The sequence below is a fragment of the Nocardia sp. NPDC049737 genome (assembly GCF_040674755.1).
GTDB lineage: Bacteria > Actinomycetota > Actinomycetes > Mycobacteriales > Mycobacteriaceae > Nocardia.
Map to the genome: position 1 here is coordinate 23300 of NZ_JBFANH010000024.1, position 16754 is coordinate 40053.

The 16754-nt window shown below is 65.3% G+C and carries 13 protein-coding genes; 10 read left to right on the forward strand and 3 right to left on the reverse strand.

Annotation, left to right across the window (positions count from 1 at the left end; genetic code table 11):
* Positions 1-180 precede the first annotated feature (180 nt).
* On the forward strand, positions 181-3492 hold the full coding sequence (locus tag AB0J47_RS28600) for a protein kinase (RefSeq protein ID WP_364352616.1): 3312 nt from the start codon (positions 181-183) through the stop codon (positions 3490-3492).
* Between the two features lie 418 nt (positions 3493-3910).
* On the opposite strand, the gene AB0J47_RS28605 is transcribed toward AB0J47_RS28600, so the two are convergent.
* Positions 3911-4585, reverse strand: coding sequence for a TetR/AcrR family transcriptional regulator (locus AB0J47_RS28605; protein WP_364352619.1), 675 nt, complete (start codon positions 4583-4585; stop codon positions 3911-3913).
* 354 nt (positions 4586-4939) lie between these two features.
* The gene (locus AB0J47_RS28610) at positions 4940-5479 is read right to left on the reverse strand and encodes a MarR family transcriptional regulator (RefSeq protein ID WP_364352622.1); all 540 of its coding nucleotides are present in this window, start codon (positions 5477-5479) and stop codon (positions 4940-4942) included.
* 119 nt (positions 5480-5598) lie between these two features.
* On the opposite strand from AB0J47_RS28610, the gene AB0J47_RS28615 reads away from it, so the two are divergent.
* The 5 genes from AB0J47_RS28615 to fahA all read left to right on the forward strand — a co-directional run bounded on the left by AB0J47_RS28615 (position 5599) and on the right by fahA (position 11493).
* On the forward strand, positions 5599-6561 hold the full coding sequence (locus AB0J47_RS28615) for an MBL fold metallo-hydrolase (protein WP_364352625.1): 963 nt from the start codon (positions 5599-5601) through the stop codon (positions 6559-6561).
* 10 nt (positions 6562-6571) lie between these two features.
* Positions 6572-8185, forward strand: coding sequence for an FAD-dependent monooxygenase (locus AB0J47_RS28620; RefSeq protein ID WP_364352628.1), 1614 nt, complete (start codon positions 6572-6574; stop codon positions 8183-8185).
* Positions 8186-8267: 82 nt separating this feature from the next.
* Positions 8268-9461 carry a homogentisate 1,2-dioxygenase gene (locus AB0J47_RS28625; RefSeq protein ID WP_364352631.1) on the forward strand — a complete coding sequence of 398 codons (1194 nt, stop codon included), beginning with the start codon at positions 8268-8270 and terminating at the stop codon, positions 9459-9461.
* Entirely contained in the window at positions 9458-10291 is an 834-nt protein-coding gene (locus AB0J47_RS28630; RefSeq protein ID WP_364352634.1) for a hypothetical protein, read from the forward strand. The genes AB0J47_RS28625 and AB0J47_RS28630 overlap by 4 nt, the downstream gene beginning before the upstream one ends.
* Positions 10288-11493 (forward strand): fumarylacetoacetase, encoded by a 1206-nt coding sequence (fahA, locus tag AB0J47_RS28635; RefSeq protein ID WP_364352637.1) that lies wholly within the window; start codon positions 10288-10290, stop codon positions 11491-11493. The genes AB0J47_RS28630 and fahA overlap by 4 nt, the downstream gene beginning before the upstream one ends.
* A 33-nt stretch (positions 11494-11526) precedes the next feature.
* On the opposite strand, the gene AB0J47_RS28640 is transcribed toward fahA, so the two are convergent.
* On the reverse strand, positions 11527-12123 hold the full coding sequence (locus AB0J47_RS28640; protein ID WP_364352640.1) for a TetR/AcrR family transcriptional regulator: 597 nt from the start codon (positions 12121-12123) through the stop codon (positions 11527-11529).
* 102 nt (positions 12124-12225) lie between these two features.
* Between AB0J47_RS28640 and AB0J47_RS28645 the strand changes: the two genes are divergently transcribed.
* The 4 genes from AB0J47_RS28645 to AB0J47_RS28660 are packed head-to-tail and all read left to right on the forward strand — an operon-like array spanning position 12226 to position 16745.
* Positions 12226-13245, forward strand: coding sequence for a fumarylacetoacetate hydrolase family protein (locus tag AB0J47_RS28645; protein ID WP_364352643.1), 1020 nt, complete (start codon positions 12226-12228; stop codon positions 13243-13245).
* 13 nt (positions 13246-13258) lie between these two features.
* Positions 13259-13834, forward strand: coding sequence for a cupin domain-containing protein (locus AB0J47_RS28650; protein ID WP_364352646.1), 576 nt, complete (start codon positions 13259-13261; stop codon positions 13832-13834).
* A complete protein-coding gene (locus AB0J47_RS28655) occupies positions 13831-15777 on the forward strand; it encodes an acetoacetate--CoA ligase (RefSeq protein ID WP_364352649.1) in 1947 nt (648 codons plus the stop codon). Before AB0J47_RS28650 ends, AB0J47_RS28655 begins: the two co-directional genes overlap by 4 nt.
* Entirely contained in the window at positions 15774-16745 is a 972-nt protein-coding gene (locus AB0J47_RS28660; RefSeq protein ID WP_364352652.1) for a fumarylacetoacetate hydrolase family protein, read from the forward strand. The genes AB0J47_RS28655 and AB0J47_RS28660 overlap by 4 nt, the downstream gene beginning before the upstream one ends.
* The last annotated feature ends 9 nt before the right edge of the window (positions 16746-16754 follow it).

Consider the following 16754-nt stretch of genomic DNA (forward strand, 5'->3'; position numbering starts at 1 on the left):
ATACGCCGATCTCGCAAATGTGCTGCCAGCCATCGGGGTTTTGGACCGTCGGTTTCGCACTGTATGCCTTCCCAGCTCAGCATCCCTTCCTTTGCTGTTTTCGGCATACGCTGGGGTTGGCGAAAGGTGAGCGCATGTTGCCTGGTTGCCGGAGAATGTCTCTTCGGATTGCCCCTACCGATGACCGATAATGATTCGCCGCGCACCCGTCGTGAGGTGATTACGCCGGTCACGGCGGAGCTGGCCGCTGCTGGCTTCGAGGATGCCGTGGAGATCGGACGCGGCGGTTTCGGGGTGGTGTATCGCTGCTGTCAGGTGTCGTTGCACCGGACAGTGGCGGTGAAGGTGTTGACAGTGCAGTTGGACACCGACAATCAAGCGCGATTCGTTCGCGAGCAGCGGGCGATGGGGCGGCTGACCGGGCACCCGAACATTGTCACCGTGCTGGAAACCAGCGCCACCGAAAGTGGCCGCCGCTACCTGGTGATGCCGTATTACCCCCTGGATTCCCTGGATGCGCGGATCCGCCGGCATGGCCCACTTCCGGTGGAGCAGGTGTTGTCGATCGGGGTGAAGGTCGCCGGCGCGCTCGCCAGCGCGCATCGTCTCGATATCGTGCATCGGGACATGAACCCAGGAAACATCCTGCTCACCGAGTACGGCGAACCGGTGTTGACCGATTTCGGTATCGCGCACATGGCCAGCGGGTTCCAGACCGCTGCGGGCACGTTGACCAGGTCGCCGACGTTCACCGCACCGGAGGTACTCGAAGGAGACACTCCGACGTCGGCCGTGGATGTGTACGGGCTCGGAGCCACGCTGTTCTGTGCGCTCACCGGGCATGCCGCTTTCGAACGTCGCAGCGGGGAGGACGTGGTGACGCAGTTTTTGCGGATTACCACCGAGCCGGTTCCGGACCTGCGGGACAGCGGCGTCGCGGACGAGGTGTCGGTAGTGGTGGAAGCCGCGATGAGCCGCGATCGCCATGAGCGGCCCTCGGCCGTGGCTCTGGGGGAGAGGCTTCGGCAGGTGCAGCGCCGCCTCGGATTCCCGGTGGGCGAGATGGCGTTGTGGGGCGAACCGATTCACGACGGCCCAGACCAGCAGCCACCAGCGCGGAAACCGCACTCGCCAGCGGTGAGCGGTGCTGATGGTGAAGGTAATCTGCCGCTCGAGCTGACCAGCTTTGTTGGTCGGCGCACCGAGATGTCCGAACTGAAGAATTCGCTGGTGGCGTCGCGGCTGGTGACGTTGACCGGGATCGGAGGTGTTGGGAAGACGCGGCTGGCGCTGCGGGCGGCATCGCAGGTGCGCCGCGATTTCCCCGACGGGGTGTGGTTGGTCGAGCTGGCCGATGTGTCCGACCCAGCCTTGCTGGTCGATGTGGTGGCGGCCACCCTCGGCATGCGGGACGCGGCGGCGAGTTCGTCGATTCTTGCCCGATTTCTGAGCTCGCGGGAAACACTGCTCGTGCTCGACAATTGTGAGCAAGTGGTGGCGGCCGTGGCAAAGCTGGTCGAGACGCTGCTGCGGACCTGCCCCGGGGTGCGGGTGCTGTGTACCAGTCGTGAACCGTTGGATATCGCAGGGGAAGCGGTGCTGCGCGTGTCGCCGCTGACGGTCCCGGATCCCGACCGGGAGCCGACGCTCGGTGGGCTGCCCGGTTTCGACGCGGTGACATTGTTTGCCGACCGCGCGGCAGCGGCGGTGCCGGGCTTCGAACTCGACGAGGACAACAAGGTCGCCGTGTCCCGGATTTGTGCCCGGCTGGATGGTTTGCCATTGGCGATCGAGTTGGCCGCGGCTCGGATGCGCGCGATGTCACCGGAGCAGATCCTGGCGCGGCTCACCGATCGGTACGCGCTGCTCACCCGTGGCAGTCGTACAGCCCCGACACGGCAACAGACGCTGCGGTGGTGTATCGACTGGAGCTACGGGTTGTGCACCCCGGTCGAACAGCGGTTGTGGGCCCGGCTGTCGGTGTTCGCAAGCAGCTTCGAACTCGACGCCGTCGAACAAATATGCGGCACCGACCTCGGCTCGGAACTCGACGCTGCCGGGCACAGTCCGCTCGATGTGCTGTCCGCCCTGGTCGACAAGTCGATCGTGGTTCGGAATGAATCGCATGCCGTCGTGCGTTTCTGGATGCTCGAGACGGTCCGCGACTACGGTCGGGAAAAGCTGCGTGCGTCCGGTGAAGACGCCGAGCTGCGCCGACGACACCGCGCCTGGTATCAACAATTGGCGCTGGACGCCGAGGCCGAATGGATCAGCCCCCGGCAGCTGGATTGGATCGTCCGGCTCGAACGTGAGCAACCCAATCTGCGTGAAGCGCTCGAGTCTTATCTATCCGAGAACACTCCGGCGGCGGCTGAAGCAGGGTTACGCATAGCCGCGGCGATGCACGAGTTCTGGAGCTTTCGCGGTCTGTACGGGGAAGGCCGACTATGGCTCGACCGGGTTCTCGCCCATCCCGGCGCGCAATCGACACCCGACCGTATCGCTGCGCTACGCGCCGCTTGTGAGGTTGCCGCGCCACAGGGAGATTTCCAGTCTGCCGCCGCCTTTCTGGCGGAGGGACGCGTGCTTGCCGCACAAACCTCAACCCCCACGATTCAGGGACAGCTCGCCTACGCCGCCGGCATTGTCGCACTCGCGAGCGGTAAAGCCGACGAAGCATCCACCTGTCTCGAACGCGCGGTCGAAATGCTCAGCTCGAACCAGGTGGGAGAGCTCTACGTCAGCGCGCTAGCCATCCTGGCTTGGTCATACGAACTGCGCGGCGACATGACCCGGGCGAGCGAGCTTTACAGCCGGGTATTTTCCATCACCGAAGCGCAAGGCGAACTGCTCTATCGTTCGACTGCGCTGCGCGGCTTGGGCGTTGCCGCCTGGCGACACGGCGAGCCCGACCGTGCCCGGCAGTTGCTCGAGGAGGCTTTGCGCGTCAACCGGCGGCCGAGCAGCCCGGTAATCGCCGCGTTCAGTCTCGAGGCGCTGGCTTGGACTGTCGCCGATCACGGCGACGTCGAGCGCGCGGCCGTTCTGATGGGAGCCGCGCAGGGCAACTGGCTGGTGGGCAGCAGCGTGCGGGCCGTCTTGCGGAGTATGTCGCGCTTTCACGAGGAATGTGTGCAATTGACGCGTCGTGCCCTCGGCGCTCGCGGATTCGATGCGGCCTTGCGGCAGGGCCGGGGGATGAGCTTGGGCGCTGCTGTCGCGTACGCGCTCGGGGAACAGTCCACCGACAAGGTGCCCGCGTCCGATGGGTCCGCGAGATTGACCAAGCGGGAGCGGCAGGTCGCCGAGCTTGTCGCCCAAGGACTCAGCAACAAGCAGATCGCCGCCAAACTGGTGATCTCGCAACGCACCGCACAAGGCCACGTCGAACACATCCTGGCCAAACTCGGATTCACCTCACGCACACAAATCGCGGCGTGGATCGTGAACGAAACCGAACAACAGAGTTCCCGACACCGATCTGAACGGTAGTGCTGCTGTATCGATCGCGAGAGCCTCAATGAATCACGTCGTGCCGCAACGTAATCCGAACCCGTCAGCGTGAGGTTCCTGAGGGATCGCCCGTTCGCGACGCTGCTTGGGGATTGCGGCAGCCCGCCCGCTAGCGGTGGCGTGGCAGCACCTGGGTACCGCGCTCCTGGTCGGCGATGCGCCGATGGACAACCGAGCCGAGTGGATGTACTCCGAGAAGATGGCGCGGATCCGTCCGCTGTGTCCGGAGGGGGTCGACCACTTCGCACAGTCTTCCGCCAGCGGAGACAGGTGATCATCGAGTAATGTGCCGCCCCGACTTCGGGTCATGCCCCGGGATGGGCCGCCGTAGGTTTCGAAGGTGATTCGGTTGAGGTCGGGGACCCCGCGTACACCCTGTGTCCGGTGCGTCGGCGGCTCAGGGCTGCTTGCGGCGCGCGGCCGCCGCCGAGCGGGCGCGGTTCAGCTGATCCGATGACAATGCGGCGGGGCGCAGTGGCAACTCTGGGGCAGCGTCGGTTCGGAAGCCGTTGAGCTGCACGGCAAGATACCGCCGCCAGTTCTCCGGATCGACCGGTTCGGTGATTGCCGCGACGAAGTGGATCATGCCGATGATTGCGAGAACATCGACCGGTTCCATGCCTTGTACGACCACGCCGGCCTTTTTCGCGCGGTCGAGTAGCACCGCGATCGGGAGCATGAGCTCGCCGCGATGGATTTCGAAAAGGCCTGCGTCATTTTGCAACTCGCTCATCGCGGTGGCGAATCCGCGATTGCCCGCGATGATTTCGCAGGTGGCTTCCAGAAATCGCGTGAGCCCTCGCCAGGGGTCGGGGTCGCGAGTTGCCGCTTGGGCCGAGTCGATGATCTGCCGAAGGTATCCCTCGAACAACTCGTTGATCAGCTCCCGCTTGTTCGAGAACTGGCGGTAGACGGTGCCAACGCCGATACCTGCCGCGCCGGCAACGGCGTCGAGCGTAATTTCCATCCCGCGCTCGGCCAGCAACTGTTCCGCGGCGGTCAGGATGCGCTGACGGTTGCGAACCGCATCCGCCCGTTTGCGGCGAGGTTCGACGTCCCGATCGGCAGTCACGGTTTTGTGCCTACTTCGCGGTCACTGTCGGTTTCGCCGGGCGTGCCGCAAGCCCGCGGATGGCCTGGTCGACCATGAGTCGCATCCAAGATCGCTTGGCGACTCGATTCGGTTCGTACAGCCACATCAGGATGGTATCGCCAATTCTGTTCGGAACGAGCAATCAACAGGTGCCACGACGCTCCGATATGACACGAACCGTTTCGAACACACACACTTCGCCGTTCGACGCTGCGGGGCTACGCGGTATCCACGCCTGCGTCGGCGCACGGTTGCCCGCGTAGAAGGTGAGACGACGATAGGTCGGCTGCTCGATGTGACATCGCTGTCGAGCAGAGGGCCCGCGGGTCGGACTCAGCTGCGGCGTTTCTCAGCGACGTCGGCCATGCCGTACATGAGTTTCTCGAGCAGGCCGATGAAGATCGTCTGTTCTGGTTTAGTGAGGGCGTTGGCCCACGCCTGCTCGCGCTCGTTGTGCTGACGGAAAGCGTCCGCGATGGCGTCATGACCCCCTTCCGTCAAGGCGATCCGCACCGCGCGACGGTCGCGCTCGGCGCGTTCCCTCGTGACCAGGCCGTCGCGTTCCAGGGTGTTGACCAGGGCTGACACCGTGGCTCGGCTATTGCCGGACAGTTCGGCGATTCGCTTGGCCTCCAGCGGCCCGGCCAGCCACAGGACGAAGAGGATGCGGAAACCGGGCCAGCTCCAACCATGGGGGCGGTGGACCGACGCTTCGAGGTCGTAGACGAGTGCGCTGGTGACCCGGTGCAGGGTCAGCACCATCCGCATGGCCGTGGGATCGACTTGGGGGAGTTCGCGATTGGCCTTGTTCACCGCGTAGTCGACGAAGGTCAGGTAGTCGAGGTTGCGGGGTGACTCCGGAGCCGTGGTCATGAGCACAGCGTAATGACGTCCGCGCAGCCGGCGGGAGTGACGGGGAACGGGTCTTGCCAATGGTGTGGTTCAAGCTACACTCGGCTGAATTAATCAAACCATTTACTAATGGAGGGCTGATGACCACGAAGGCTTTCGCCTCTTCGGCGGATCTCGGAGAGAAGGTGCAGACGCTCGAGGTGCTCGCCGACGGCGTGTACGCGCTGACCGCCGAGGGGGATCCGAATATCGGCGCGATCGAGGGTGAGGATTTCGTCGTCTGCTTCGAGGCACTGGCCACGCCGGTCGCGGCGCGGCAGTGGCTGGCGAAGCTGCGCGAGCACACCGACAAGCCGGTCAAATACCTGATCCTGTCGCACTACCACGCGGTGCGCACACTCGGCGCCAGCGCCTACGACGCGGAAGTGGTCATCGCGCACGACAACACGCGCAAACTCATCGCCGAACGCGGACAACAGGATTGGGATTCCGAGTATGGGCGCATGCCGCGGCTTTTCAAAGAGCCCGACACCATTCCCGGACTGGCCTGGCCCACTCAGACCTTCTCCGACTCGGTCACCATCGACCTCGGTGGCAGCCGCGGCGACCTACAGCTGAAGTTCCTGGGCCGCGGACACACCGAGGGCGACATCGTGGCCTGGCTGCCCCAGCACAAGATCCTGTTCGCCGGGGACCTGGTCGAGGCCGAGGCCGCCCTGTACACCGGCGACGCCTTCCATCGAGAATGGGCCACCGGCACCCTCGACGCCGTCAAAGCACTGGGCGCCGAACAGCTCATCGGTGGCCGCGGCGCGGTGGCCCGGGGGCGCGATGCGTGCGAGGCCGCGATCGAGCAGACCCGGCACTTCCTGCGGGTCATGCTGACCGAGGTGGGCACGGTGCACCAGCGTGGCGGAACCCTGAAGGAGGCGTTCGAGGCCACGCATGTGGCGCTGTTCGACCGCTACGGGCGCTGGCCGATTTTCGAACACTGCCTGCCGTTCGATGTCTCCCGCGTGTGGGACGAATTGTCCGGTATCGAGCGGCCCGTCATCTGGACCGCCGATCGTGACCGTGAAGTCTGGAACCGGCTGCAGGACTGAGGAATTCGACATGACAACCGATAAGACGGTCGCCGTCGTCGGCAATGGGCCGGTCGGTCAGACCACCGCGCTGCTGCTGGCCCGCTGGGGTATCCCCGTGATCGTGCTGGACGCCCGGCCGCAGCGCGACGAGATCGGCTCCAAGGCCATCTGTCAGCAGCGTGACGTGCTCGATGTGTGGGAATCCATCGGTGCTGGACGCCGGATCGCGAAGGAAGGTGTCACCTGGACCACGGCCCGCACCTTCTACCGTAATCGCGAACTGTTCTCCTATGACCTGCCGGATTACGGCAAGTCGGCGTTCCCGGCGTTCGTCAATATTTCGCAGACCCGCACTGAGCAGATCCTCGACGAAGCCATCGCGGCGTCCGAACTGATCGACGTGCGCTGGGACCATACCGTCACCGGAATCGCGCAAGACGACACCGGTGTCCGCCTGCACTGCGCCACTCCGGCGGGGGAGGCGACCGTCACGGCTGCGTACGCTGTCGCGTGCGGCGGCCCGCGCAGCGATGACCTGCGCGGTGAGCTCGGCGTCGACTTCGGCGGTGAATCCTTCGATGATCGGTTCCTGATCTGCGATATCCGGGTCGATCTGCCGGACTGGGCCACCGAACGCCGCTTCTACTTCGACCCGGAGTGGAATCCCGGGCGGCAGGTGCTCATTCATCCCTGCCCGGACTCGACGTTCCGCATCGACTGGCAGGTGCCCGGCGACTACGACCTCGACGCGGAGCGAGCCAGCGGCGCGCTGGACGCGCGGATTCGCCGGATCATCGGCGACGCGGACTACGAGATCGTGTGGAACTCGGTGTACCGCTTCCACTCTCGCGTCGTCGACCGCATGCGCGTAGGCCGGGTACTGCTGGCCGGCGACTGCGCCCACCTGGTGTCGCCATTCGGCGCGCGTGGATTGAACTCCGGCGTCGCGGACGCCGAGAACGCCGCGTGGAAGCTGGCTTTCGTGCTCAACGGCTGGGCGCCGGCGGAACTGCTGGAGAGCTACCACGTCGAGAGGCACGCGGCCGCTCTGGAGAATATCGAGGTCACCACCGACACCATGAACTTCCTGGTGCCGCGCGATGACCAGCAGCGCCGGGTGCGCCGCGACACCCTCGAACGCGCGGCGGTGGATCCCGCTACCAGTGCGGCGGTCGACTCGGGTCGGCTGTCAGAGCCGTTCTGGTATGTCGATTCGCCGCTGACCACCCCGGATCCCGGCCGTCCCTTCCATGGTCGGCCGCCCCGTGGCACCGTTGCTCCCACTGCCCCGGGCATCATCGTGCCCGACGCGCCGGTCACCCTGCCCGATGGCGGGCACGGGCGGCTACGGGAGTTCGCTCGCGACGGCTTGCTGCTGCTGGCCGGACCGGGTGTGGATGTGCAGACCCTGGCGCGGTGCGCGACCACCGCCACGCTCGCGCCGATCCGGGTGCTGGAGATCGCGGCGATCGACCGCGACGGGACCCTTACTGCCGCACTGCGATCCGAACCCGGTGAAGTCTGGCTGGTGCGGCCCGACGCCTACATTGCCGCGGCACTGGTCGAACCGACTGTCGAGGAACTGACCGGTGCGATCCGGCGGGCCGGCGGTGCGCCGGCCGAGGTCGCCGTGGTGGCCTGACAGCGCGACCTTCGAGGGCTTCGTTTCAGCATGGCCGACCACCTAAACGGTCAATGCTTTGACTATAACCGAGGAGATTGACATGGCGTACTACCGCCAGGTGGGACAGATCCCACCCAAACGACACACCCAGTTCCGCACCGGCGGCGGTGCGCTGTACTACGAGGAATTGATAGGGGAGGAGGGCTTCTCCAGTGACTCGTCGCTGCTGTACCACCGGCATATCCCCTCGGCGATCCGGGAAGCGGCGACATGGGAGCCCGGAGACCTTTCGCTGACTCCCAACCATCCGCTCATCCCGCGGCATTTGCTGTTGCCCGCGCTGTTTGCAGGTGAGGAGTGGAAGTCGATCGACGTGGTGACGGGTCGTCGACTGGCACTCGGCAACGACGACGTCCGTATCTCCTATGTCGTCGCCGGTGCGGAATCACCGTTGTACCGCAACGCCATCGGCGACGAGTGTGTGTACGTCGAGTCGGGCGCGGGCCTCGTGGAGACCGTGTTCGGAGCGCTGCCGGTGCGGGAGGGCGACTACGTCGTCCTGCCCCGGGCGACCACGCACCGATGGCTGCCGGAATCAGGAAAACCGTTGCGCGCCTATGTTATCGAGGCGAACAGTCATATCGCGCCGCCCAAGCGCTACCTGTCGCGCTTCGGCCAGCTACTCGAACACGCCCCGTACTGTGAACGCGATCTGCACGGCCCCGCTGAGCCGCTGCTGTCGGAGAAGACCGACGTCGAAGTCCTCGTCAAACACCGGGGACCCAACGGGATCACCGGTACGCGCTATCTGGTTCCGCACCACCCATTCGACGTTGTCGGCTGGGACGGCTGCCTCTACCCGTATACCTTCAATATCTCCGACTTCGAGCCGATCACCGGCCGGGTGCACCAGCCGCCGCCGGTGCATCAGGTGTTCGAGGGGGACAAATTCGTCATCTGTAACTTTGTGCCGCGCAAGGTGGACTACCACCCGCTATCGGTGCCGGTGCCGTACTACCACTCGAATGTCGACTCCGACGAAGTGATGTTCTATTGCGGCGGCGACTACGAGGCGCGCAAGGGCACCGGAATCGGGCAGGGATCAATATCGCTACACCCGGGCGGGCACGCGCACGGCCCACAGCCCGGAGCGGTCGAGCGCAGCCTGGGTAAGGAATTCTTCGACGAACTCGCCGTCATGGTCGACACCTTCCGGCCGCTGCAGCTCGGCGAGGGCGCAATGGCCTGCGATGACGGCGTCTACGTCGGCAGCTGGTCGCGGGCGAACTCATGACCGGACTGCTGGACGGCCTGGTCGACGATGCCGGACTGTTCCCGCCGACCGCATTGAGCATGCCCGAAGCGGTCGCGCGGCACCGGGCCGACAGCCTTGCGACCAATCCGGTACTGACGCACCGATTCCTGTGCCCGGCGAGCCGTATCGGCGAACTTCGCGCCCAACTCGAAATCGACGACCGCATTCGCGTCGGCCTGATCGCGGACAAAGGCGTGTCCGGACTGGCCACCGTGCTGTCGGACATAGCAGCCGATCCGGCTCTCGATTTGGTGCTGATCGAGTTCCCACTCGCCGCGGCGAACGCGCCGGTGGCGGAGGCGGTCGCCCAGCTGCCGGACCGCGTGCCGATTTTCGTCGAGCCCGCGGCCTACTCCGACATCGCCGACCTCGCCCCCGAACTGGCACGGCTCGGCGTCGGCCTGAAGCTCCGTTGCGGCGGCATTCGGTCGGAATTGTTCCCCTCGGCGCCCGCACTGGCGCAGGCACTGGTCGCCGCTGCTGGAGCGGGCGTTCCCGTGAAAGCCACCGCTGGTTTGCATCACGCGGTTCGTTACACCGATGAGCGGACCGGATTCACCCACCACGGATTCCTGAATCTGGTGCTCGCCGCCGCGGCCGCTGCGGGGGGCACGGACGCGGAAGCGATCGAGGCCACCTTGCTGACCGACGACTCCCTGCGGTTGGTGCGCACCGCCACCACCCTGGATGGCGCGGCCATCATGGCCACACGCAGCCTGCTCACCAGCTACGGATCGTGCAGCACGACCATCCCGGTGGCCGAGGCCCAGGCCTTCGGACTTATTGACACGGAAAGGGTTTCACAATGACCACCACTTGGGCGCCGGTACCCGAGGGCTCCGGCTTCGGAATCGACAACCTGCCCTACGGAGTCTTCTCGCCATCGGGCGAAGTTGCCCGCGTCGGCGTCCGGATCGGCGATCACGTGCTCGATCTACGGGCCGCTCTGGGCGACCAGGTGTTCGAAAGTGCTTCGTTGAACGACTTCATGGCTTGTGGGCGGGAATTCTGGACAGCAACCCGCCGTCGGATCATCGACTTGCTCACCGACCCGATGCAACGAGCCCGCGCGGCCGAGATATTACATCCGGTGGACCAGGTCGGACTGCACCTACCGATAGAGGTAGCCGATTACGTCGACTTCTATGCCAGCGAGCACCATGCCACCAACCTGGGCACCATGTTTCGCCCGGATTCGGCTGCGCTGCTGCCGAATTGGAAGCATCTACCGGTCGGCTACCACGGCCGGGCGGGCACGGTCATCGCCTCCGGCGTTTCGGTGATTCGTCCCCGGGGGCAGCGCAAGGCTCCGTCGGATCCGGTGCCGATGTTCGGGCCGTCAGCGCGCCTCGATATCGAAGTCGAGGTGGGCTATGTGGTCGGCGCACCGAGCAAACTGGGAAAGCCGGTGTCCACCGAGGATTTCGCCGACCATGTTTTCGGGGTGTGCCTGGTCAACGACTGGTCGGCCCGCGATATCCAAGCCTGGGAATACGTACCGCTCGGGCCGTTCCTCGGCAAGTCGTTCGCCACCTCGATCTCGCCATGGATCGTTCCGTTGGAAGCACTGGCCGCCGCGCGGGTACCGACGCCGCCACAGGATCCGAAACCGTTGCCGTATCTCGCGGAGTCGGAGCCATGGGGACTGAATCTGCGGCTGGAATTCGCGCTGAACGGGCACACGGTGTCTCGGCCGCCGTACGCGCAGATGTATTGGTCTCCGGCGCAGATGCTCGCGCACATGACGATCAACGGTGCGAGCCTGCGTACGGGTGATCTGTTCGCTTCGGGCACGGTGTCCGGACCGGCTGTGGATCAGCGCGGTTCGCTGATCGAACTCACCTGGAACGGAACCGAGCCGGTGCACCTGCCCGATGGCGGCACCCGCACCTTCCTGGAAGATGGCGATATCGTGACGCTGAGCGGATCCGCCCCCGGTCCTTCCGGTGCGCTGATCAGCCTCGGCGAGGTCACCGCCCGCATTCAACCGCCGGAAGCGGCGGGTTCCTGACGCATTGTTCTGTGCGACGGCCAGTACCGCGAGTCAGTCCGGAGTACCCGCCGCTGATGCCGCGAGTCCACGGATAGCCTGGTCGACGAGCCGCTCCGCAAGCGAATCGTCTAGCGGGCCGGTACCGAAGAGCAAGTGAAAGTAGATCGGCGCGTAGATCATCTCGGCCGCATCGCCCGGTTCGATGTCGGAACGGAACACGCCCTCGTCGACCCCTCGGCGAATCAGCTTGTCCACCGCGGCGTATCGGTCGTTCCAGAACCGGGTCTTGAAATCGGCGAGGGTCGCCGGGTCGTACTGTCCCTCGGCAATGATCTGGGCGATCAGCCGCCCTTGCGGTCCGGCGTACCGCGCGACCAGTGACTTCACATGGGTTTCGAGGGCCTTGCGGACCGGAAGATCCTCCGGGATGCGGACCTGTGGCAGATGCCCCTCCATGAAGGCGTCTATGACCACGGCGGCCTTGTTGGGCCACCACCGATAGATGGTCGCCTTGCTGACCTTCGCCCGCTTGGCGATCATCTCGATGGTCAGCTTCTGGACGGTTGTCGCCCGTCTCCGATCCCGGACCAGTAGGTCCATGGTTGCGTCCAGGATCGCCTGTCGACTCGATTCGCTTCGTACAGCCACAAGTGGATGTTATCCCGAATCCATTGTCAAACACGGTATTGGCATGGTTCTATATCCATATACGATACGAAACGTTTCGGATGACATAAAGGGTGGTTAGCAATGAAGCTCAGCCGAATCTCCCGTTCGACGCCGGACGGCGACCAAACCAGGCTCGTAGCGGTCGAACCGGACCGAGACCGAGTGGTGGATCTGGCCCAGGCGTACCGCATCGGCCGTCAGCGCGGGTCGGCGTCCGACGCGGCCGCACGGCGGCTCGCGGCCGCGTACTTCCCGTCGAGCATGGCCGCCGCGATCGCGGCCGGTCCGGTATTCCTCGAGGCCGCGCATTGGGCGGTGGATCAGGCGGGTGACGATGCGTCGCTGCCGATCGGCGAGGTCGACTGGCAGCCCGCTGTCGATCCGCCGGTGATCCGCGACGGCCTGACCTTCCCGCTGCATATGAAGCAGTTCCACGAGAAGGTCGGCGGCGGTCTGCCGAACCCGCAGCTATTCAAGACTCCCGGCTACTTCAAGGGGTCCACGGGTGTGGTCTACGGGCACGACCAGGAGGTGCCCTACCCGGGCTACTCCGAATTCGTCGATTACGAACTCGAAATCGGATTGATCGTCGGAGGCTACGGCAGCAACCTCACGCCCGACGAGGCGCAGTCCAAGTTGTTCGGTCTCACCATCTTCAACGACTTCAGCGCCCGCGATGTGCAGGGCTCCGAAATGGGGATGGGTATGGGCCCGCAGAAGTGCAAGGACTTCGCCTACGGTATCGGCCCGTGGATCACGACCATGGACGAGTTCCAGGACTTCGACGCCATCACCGGCTCCGTCCATGTCAATGGCGAGGAGTGGACCAGCACCAAGGCCGACGGCATGATCTACACCCCCGCCGAACTGCTGGCCTACGTCTCCATCGGCGACAACCTGCAGCCGGGTGACCTCATCGGCTCGGGCACGCTACCCAACGGCTCCGGCCTCGAAATCGACAAGAAGCTGCGGCCGGGCGATGTCGTCGAACTCGAGATCAGTGGCGTCGGCGTGTTGCGCAACCGGCTGAGTGCCGAACCCGCGACCGCGCCGTGGTGGCCGGAGCCCCGTCCGTACCCCTTCGGCACGGCCACAGTCTGAGAGGAAACGCCCAATGACCGAAAACACCGTGATCGCGCCCGTTCGCCGGATCGTGACGGGCCACGACGAGAACGGCCGATCGATCATCGTCAGCGTCGGCGATTGCCCGAATATCTTTGTATCCGAGGATATTCCGGGATTCGGTGCGAGTGTCGCCTGGCTCACCGAACCCGGCGATATCTCCAATGCCGGCAACGAGGACACGGCCACCGCCGACACGCAGGTGCCCATGTACCCCAAGGTGGGCGGCAGCATCTTCCGGATAGCCACCTTCCCGCCGGATGCCGCATACAGCGACCGCGCGGCGAAGACGATGTTCAGCGAATTCGGTGGCGAGCACGCGCGCGCTGCGGCGCAGGAGGATTCCCGGCACTTCTGGTTCCACCGCACCGACTCCCTCGACTACGGCATCGTGCTCGACGGTGAGATCTGGCTGATGACCGACGAGGGTGAGTGCTTGATGAAACCCGGCGACGTCGTCGTCCAGCGTGGCACCAGCCATTCGTGGTCCAACCGCAGCGACAAGCCGTGCCGGATGGCGTTCATCCTGCTCGGTTCGCTGCCGCTGTTCGACGAGGCGCGGCCGTGACCAGTGATGTGGTGTGGCGGCCCAGCTCGGAGCGTGTGGCCGCCGCGGAGGTGACCCGCTTCCGGGCGGGTTTGCCCCCCGAACTCCGGGATGCCGAATACCTGGATCTGTGGCGCTGGTCGACCGAACATCCGGACCGGTTCTGGCTGGCCATCGCCGACTTCGAGGATGTCCGGCTGGGCGGCGCACCGACCGGTCCGGTCGCTCCGGACGAAATGATCGGTGGCGCTTGGTTTCCGGGCCGCACCGTCAACTACGCCGAGCACATGCTGCGCAAGGCCCCCGAGACTGCGCTGATCATTGTGGACGACGACAACCGGTCGCATGCCGTGTCGCGCGCCGAGCTGCACCGGCAGGTCGCGGCCCTGGCCGCGGCGCTGCGGTCGATGGGCGTGCTGCCCGGTGACCGGGTGGCCGCGGTACTGCCCAACCGATCCGAGGCCGTCGTCGCGCTGCTCGCGTGTGCGGCGGTCGGTGCCATCTGGTCGGTGTGTTCGCCGGAATTCGGCACCAGTGCAATCGTCTCCCGCTTCGCTCAACTGAGCCCGCGGGTACTCATCGCCGCGGACGGCTACCGGCACGGTGGGCGCGAGCACGAGCGAGCCGCCGAAATGACCGAGGTGGCAGCCGAATTGCCGGATCTCGAGCACGTGATCTGGGTGGATGATCTGCGTCCGGGGCAACGGCCCGCCTTCGATGTTCCGGTGCGAACCTGGGCTGCCGTCACCGACGCAGACATCGAACTTCAATGCACCGATCTGCCATTCGAGCATCCGCTGTGGGTGCTGTTCTCTTCCGGCACAACGGGAATCCCCAAGGGCATCGTGCACGGCCACGGCGGTGTGCTGTTGGAGCATCTGAAGATGCTGCGCATCCACAGCGATGTGCGGGCGGGCGATCACTATATGAATGTCGCCAGCACGGCCTGGGTGGTCTGGAACATGCTGATCTCCGGCCTTGGCGTCGGCGCGACGGTGGTGCTGCTCGACGGTAGCCCGGTCCGGCCCGAACTGGGCCGCGTCTGGCAGGTCGCGGCCGAACACGACGTCGACATCATGGGACTCAGCGCTGGCTATATCCACGCCTGCCTGAAGGCCGGCGTGCAGCCGCCCCGAAGCCGGTTGCGCACGCTCCAGGTGACCGGATCACCCCTGTCGGAAGCCGGATTCGATTGGGTCTACGAGCATTTCGACGATATGTGGCTGTCATCGATGAGCGGTGGCACCGACATCTGTTCCATCTTCGTCGGCGGCGTCCCGGAACTGCCGGTTCGCAAGCCGCGACTACAGGCACCGGCGCTCGGTGTCGCGGTCGCCGCATGGGACGCTGACGGTAATCCGGTGGCGGGGGAGCAGGGCGAACTGGTCATCACCAAGCCGATGCCGTCTATGCCGCTGCGATTCTGGAACGACCCGGACAACAGGCGTTACCTGGCCAGCTACTTCGAGATGTTCCCCGGCATCTGGCGCCACGGCGATTTCATCGAATTCGACGCTGACGGCAGTTCGGTGATCCATGGGCGTTCGGATTCCACATTGAACCGCCAGGGCATCCGGATCGGATCGGCGGAGATCTACCGTGTCGTCGAGGATTTCCCCGAAGTGCGGGAATCCCTGGTCGTGGGAGCCGAACTCGGCGCCGACGACTACGACATGGTGTTGTTCGTGGCGGCGATCGACGGTGTGGATCACGACGCGCTGCGGCCCCGGATCGCGGAAGCGCTGCGTACCTTGCTGTCGCCGCGGCATGTACCCGACGACATTGTGTTCATGCGCGCCATCCCGCATACGCGGACCGGGAAGAAGCTGGAGGTCCCCGTCAAGCGCATGCTCCAGGGCGCGGCCCTGACGGATGTGGTGGACCTGGGCGCGGTGGACGACAGCGGCCTGCTGCGGGAATACGAGGACTTCGCACACCGACGACACACTCTGGAGACAGTATGAGCAACGACGTCAGCTTTCACATCGGCACCTTCGCAGACGGAGACCAGCCGCCGTATCCGGGAATCGTCGTGGCCGGGCGCGTGTACGACACGCGCACAGTCCTGCCACATACGTCGACGGCGGCGATGCTTCGCGACTGGGAGCCCGTCCTACGGTCCTTGCAGGACTTCACGAATACGGTGACCGGCGACGGCCGCCCGGTGGAGGAATTGCGCGTGCTCGCGCCGGTGCAGCAGCCGGGGCAGATCTTCGCGGCGGGCGCCAACTACCGCGAGCACATCATCCAGATCACGGTCGCCCACCGCATCGGAACCCCCGGCGCGTCCGAGGCGGAACTGCGTGAGCAGGCAGCCCGGGAGACCGACGAGCGGGCCGCCCATGGCGACCCCTATGTCTGGGTCGGCGTGCCGACAGCCATCAGCGGTGCCTATGACGACGTGATCCTGCCGTCCGTGGGCGAAAACCACGACTGGGAACTGGAACTCGGCGTGATCATCGGACGCCGGACTCGCGATGTCGGCGTGGCCGAGGCCATCGACTCGGTCGCCGGATACACCATCTGCAACGACCTGACCACGCGGAGCCTGGTGCCCCGCAGCGATATTCCGATGATGGGCACCGATTGGATGCGGGCGAAGAACGCGCCCACCTTCTATCCGACCGGGCCGTATCTCACCCCGGCGAAATTCGTGTCGGACCCGCTCGATCTGGAGATCACCCTGCACCTCAACGGCGACCTGATGCAGAAGGGATCGACGAGCGACATGCTGTTCGGCCCCGCGCAGCTGATCTCCTATATCTCCCGCTACACCACGCTCGAGCCGGGCGACATGGTCATCACCGGTTCGCCTGCGGGCAACGGCTCACACCATGGGCGGTTCCTGCGCGCGGGGGACGTGATGGAGGCCGAGATCACCGGCCTCGGAAAGCAGCGCACCGTCTGTCGATCGGCCTCCACCCAGGGCTGATCGGGGGCG

Excerpts from the sequence above, each read along its gene's own strand:
- AB0J47_RS28600 (WP_364352616.1), top strand. The coding sequence starts at position 181 with ATGACCGATAATGATTCGCCGCGCACCCGTCGTGAGGTGATTACGCCG.
- fahA (WP_364352637.1), top strand. The coding sequence starts at position 10,288 with ATGACCACCACTTGGGCGCCGGTACCCGAGGGCTCCGGCTTCGGAATC.
- AB0J47_RS28620 (WP_364352628.1), top strand. The coding sequence starts at position 6,572 with ATGACAACCGATAAGACGGTCGCCGTCGTCGGCAATGGGCCGGTCGGT.
- AB0J47_RS28660 (WP_364352652.1), top strand. The coding sequence starts at position 15,774 with ATGAGCAACGACGTCAGCTTTCACATCGGCACCTTCGCAGACGGAGAC.
- AB0J47_RS28630 (WP_364352634.1), top strand. The coding sequence starts at position 9,458 with ATGACCGGACTGCTGGACGGCCTGGTCGACGATGCCGGACTGTTCCCG.
- AB0J47_RS28650 (WP_364352646.1), top strand. The coding sequence starts at position 13,259 with ATGACCGAAAACACCGTGATCGCGCCCGTTCGCCGGATCGTGACGGGC.
- AB0J47_RS28645 (WP_364352643.1), top strand. The coding sequence starts at position 12,226 with ATGAAGCTCAGCCGAATCTCCCGTTCGACGCCGGACGGCGACCAAACC.
- AB0J47_RS28625 (WP_364352631.1), top strand. The coding sequence starts at position 8,268 with ATGGCGTACTACCGCCAGGTGGGACAGATCCCACCCAAACGACACACC.
- AB0J47_RS28610 (WP_364352622.1), bottom strand. The coding sequence starts at position 5,479 with ATGACCACGGCTCCGGAGTCACCCCGCAACCTCGACTACCTGACCTTC.
- AB0J47_RS28615 (WP_364352625.1), top strand. The coding sequence starts at position 5,599 with ATGACCACGAAGGCTTTCGCCTCTTCGGCGGATCTCGGAGAGAAGGTG.